Origin of the sequence: Saccharopolyspora indica, assembly GCF_027853965.1 — a bacterium.
In the GTDB taxonomy this organism is placed as follows: domain Bacteria; phylum Actinomycetota; class Actinomycetes; order Mycobacteriales; family Pseudonocardiaceae; genus Saccharopolyspora; species Saccharopolyspora indica.
In genome coordinates this window covers 1-3566 of record NZ_JAQGLB010000044.1, presented here as the reverse complement: position 1 = coordinate 3566, position 3566 = coordinate 1, and the positions used below count along the sequence as shown (strand labels likewise).

Genomic DNA, 3566 nt, shown 5'->3' with positions numbered 1-3566 from the left:
AAGCCTGCCTGTGACGCCCGAGGGGGCGGTCAATTTCGCGCGAAATTGACCGCTGCCCGGGTGCCCCGCTCGGTGCCCGGACTCTCCTGCGAACCGAACTTCCTCTTGGAGCACCACTCCCATGACCTCCCTGCAATCCCCCGCCTCCGCAGGCCTCGGTGAGATCGACCGCGACGGCGGCCGCGTCGACGTCAGCGAGAAGGCGATGATCAACGCCCGCGCCGACGTCAACCAGCTGCTGCCGCTGAAGTACGGCTGGGCCTGGGACAAGTACCTCGCCGGCTGCAACAACCACTGGATGCCGACCGAGATCTCCATGCAGGCCGACATCGCGCTGTGGAAGTCCACCGACGGACTCACCGACGACGAGCGCCTGATGCTCAAGCGCAACCTCGGCTTCTTCGCCACCGCCGAATCCCTGGTCGCCAACAACATCGTGCTCGCCGTCTACCGGCACATCACCAACCCCGAGTGCCGGCAGTACCTGCTGCGCCAGGCCTTCGAGGAGGCCGTGCACACGCACACCTTCCAGTACATCTGCGAGAGCCTCGGCCTCGACGAGGGCGAGCTGTTCAACATGTACCGGGAGATCCCGTCGATCGCCGACAAGGACTCCTGGGCGCTGCAGTACACCCAGAGCCTGGAAGACCCGGACTTCGCCACCGGCACCACCGAGGCCGACCAGGCGTTCCTGCGCGACCTGGTCGCCTTCTACGTGATCTTCGAAGGCATGTGGTTCTACACCGGCTTCGCGCAGATCCTCGCGCTGGGCAGGCGGAACAAGATGGTCGGCATCGCCGAGCAGTACCAGTACATCCTGCGCGACGAGTCGATCCACCTGAACTTCGGCATCGACTGCATCAACCAGATCAAGCTCGAGAACCCGCACCTGTGGACCCCGGAGTTCCAGGCCGAGATCCGCCGGATGCTCACCGAGGCCTGCGAGCTGGAGATCGCCTACGGCCGCGACACCATGCCCCGCGGCATCCTCGGCATCAACGCCGAGCTCTGCGCCCAGTACATGCACTTCATCACCAACCGGCGCTGCGACCAGCTCGGCCTGGAGCCGGTGTTCCCGGAGGCGGAGAACCCGTTCCCGTGGATGTCCGAGGCGATGGACCTCAAGAAGGAGAAGAACTTCTTCGAGACCCGGGTCATCGAGTACCAGTCCGGCGCCTCGCTGTCCTGGGACTGAGCGGATCGCGGTGAACGGCCTGGCCTCGGCCGTTCACCGCCGAACCCGTGACCGCGTCCGCCGCGCTCTGGAACCATCCCTCCCAGGACTGATCGGCCCGCGTTTCCACCGGCAGCCGGTCGCACCGAACGGGGAGGGCGAATGATCATCTTCGGGTTCCGGCGGATCGTCCGGCGCCTGGGCAGTCTGCGGCTGGACTGCCCGGGCTGCCGCGGGACGTACGCGACGACCCTCGACAAGAGCGTCACCAAGTTCACCCTGTTCTTCATCCCGCTGTTCCCGACTCGCATCCGCTATGCGCTGACCTGCACCTGGTGCGGGACGACAACATCGATCGGGAAGCGAGACGCCGAGCGCCTGAAGGCACAGCTGCAGGGTTGATCAGCCGCACACCGCGCCTTCGGCCGCGGAGCCGACCAGCTTCGCGTACTTGCCGAGAACGCCGTGGCGGAAACGGGGTTCCGGTGGAGCCCACCGCTCCCGGCGACGCTGGAGCTCGGCTTCGTCCACCAGCAGGTCCAGGGTTCGGGCGGCGAGGTCGAGCCTGATCGGGTCGCCGTCCTGGACCAGCGCGATCGGCCCGCCGTCGGTGGCTTCCGGCGCCACGTGCCCGATGCACAACCCCGTCGTACCGCCGGAGAACCGGCCATCGGTCACCAGCAGGACGTCCTTGCCCAGGCCGGCGCCCTTGATCGCACCGGTCACCGCGAGCATCTCCCGCATCCCCGGACCACCGCGCGGTCCCTCGTAGCGGATGACGACCACGTCACCGGGCTTGAGCGAACCGTCCTCGACCGCGTCCATCGCGCCCTGCTCGCCGTCGAAAACCCGTGCTGTGCCGTCGAACCGCGCGGAATCGAACCCTGCGCTCTTCACCACCGCACCATCGGGGGCCAGCGAGCCGCGGAGGATCGTCAGGCCGCCGGTCGGGTGGATCGGGTCCGACAGCCGGTGCAGCACCTCGCCGTCCAGTTCCGGCGGCTGGAGCTCGGCCAGGTTCTCCGCGACCGTCCGCCCGGTCACCGTCAGGCAGTCGCCGTTCAGCAGTCCCGCGTCCAGCAGCGCCTTCATCACCACCGGGACACCGCCGATGCGGTCCACCGCGGACATCACGTACCGGCCGAACGGCTTGACGTCCGCGAGGTGCGGCACCCGGTCGCCAATCCGGTCGAAGTCCTCCAGCGACAGGTCGACGTCGGCCTCGCGGGCGATGGCGAGCAGGTGCAGCACGGCGTTGGTGGAGCCGCCGAAGGCCATCACCACCGCGATCGCGTTCTCGAAGGCCTGCTTGGTCAGGATCCGCCGCGCCGTCAGGCCGTTCTCCAGCATGCCGATCACCGCTCGCCCGGCAGCGCGCGCACTCGCATCGCGGCGCCGGTCCACCGACGGCGGGCTCGCCGAACCCGGCATCGACATGCCCAGCGCTTCCGCCGCGCACGCCATGGTGTTCGCGGTGTACATCCCACCGCACGCGCCTTCACCCGGGCAGATGGCCCGCTCGATGCGATCCACCTCGGCCCTGGAGATCAGGCCGCGGGCACAGGCCCCGACCGCCTCGAAGGCATCGATGATCGTCACCTCCCGGTCGTCCACCCGCCCGGGCAGGATCGAACCGGCGTAGACGAACACCGAGGCGAGGTCGAGCCGGGCCGCCGCCATCAGCATTCCCGGCAGGCTCTTGTCGCAGCCCGCGAGCAGGACCGTTCCGTCCAGCCGCTCGGCCTCCACCACCGTCTCGACCGAATCGGCGATGATCTCCCGGGACACCAGGGAGTAGTGCATGCCGACGTGCCCCATCGAGATGCCGTCGGACACCGAGATGGTGCCGAACTCCATCGGGAACCCGCCGGCCTCGTGCACCCCGTCCTTGGCCGCCCGGCCGAGCCGCTGCAGGGAGAGGTTGCACGGGGTGATCTCGTTCCAGGAGGACGCGACCCCGATCTGCGGCTTGCCGAAGTCCGCGTCCTGCATGCCGACCGCGCGCAGCATCCCGCGCGCCGCGGCCCGCTCCATTCCCTCGGTGACCTCGCTGCTCCGGGGCTTCAGAGCGCGCTGACCTTCGGTGAGCTTCGAAGCATCCACACCCAGGACTGTAGGCGCGCCCACAGCGGAAGTGCTCGTCGACGAACTGGCGGCGCTCCGTCCGACCGCGGCCGACGGGCACCTCTGGTGTTCTGCGAACGTTCCCGGAAAATAGAAGAAGGGCCCCGTTCCCTGGACTGAAATGTCCGGGAACGGGGCCCTTCTCAGTAGTGTGTCGGCGGTGTCTTACTCTCCCACACCCTGTCGAGTGCAGTACCATCAGCGCTGGGGAGCTTAGCTACCGGGTTCGGAATGGGACCGGGCGGACCCTCCCCGCCATCGCCACCGA

General features: G+C 68.3%; 3 protein-coding genes and 1 rRNA gene. 2 read left to right on the top strand and 2 right to left on the bottom strand.

Annotated elements, in window-relative coordinates; genetic code table 11:
* The first annotated feature begins 121 nt into the window (after nt 1–121).
* Together OU416_RS40140 and OU416_RS40135 are read left to right on the top strand one after the other, a co-directional pair.
* Nucleotides 122–1195 carry a ribonucleotide-diphosphate reductase subunit beta gene (locus OU416_RS40140; protein ID WP_270932345.1) on the top strand — a complete coding sequence of 358 codons (1074 nt, stop codon included), beginning with the start codon at nt 122–124 and terminating at the stop codon, nt 1193–1195.
* A 141-nt stretch (nt 1196–1336) separates the two neighbouring features.
* The gene (locus OU416_RS40135) at nt 1337–1576 is read left to right on the top strand and encodes a zinc ribbon domain-containing protein (RefSeq protein ID WP_270932344.1); all 240 of its coding nucleotides are present in this window, start codon (nt 1337–1339) and stop codon (nt 1574–1576) included.
* On the opposite strand, the gene ilvD is transcribed toward OU416_RS40135, so the two are convergent.
* Both ilvD and rrf read right to left on the bottom strand, forming a co-directional pair.
* Nucleotides 1577–3277 (bottom strand): dihydroxy-acid dehydratase, encoded by a 1701-nt coding sequence (gene ilvD / locus OU416_RS40130; protein ID WP_270932343.1) that lies wholly within the window; start codon nt 3275–3277, stop codon nt 1577–1579.
* A 173-nt stretch (nt 3278–3450) separates the two neighbouring features.
* Nucleotides 3451–3566, bottom strand: a 5S ribosomal RNA gene (gene rrf, locus OU416_RS40125).

What these genes read in the sequence shown, in the direction of transcription:
- OU416_RS40135 (WP_270932344.1), top strand. Translation starts at nt 1,337, where the DNA reads ATGATCATCTTCGGGTTCCGGCGGATCGTCCGGCGCCTGGGCAGTCTG.
- OU416_RS40140 (WP_270932345.1), top strand. Translation starts at nt 122, where the DNA reads ATGACCTCCCTGCAATCCCCCGCCTCCGCAGGCCTCGGTGAGATCGAC.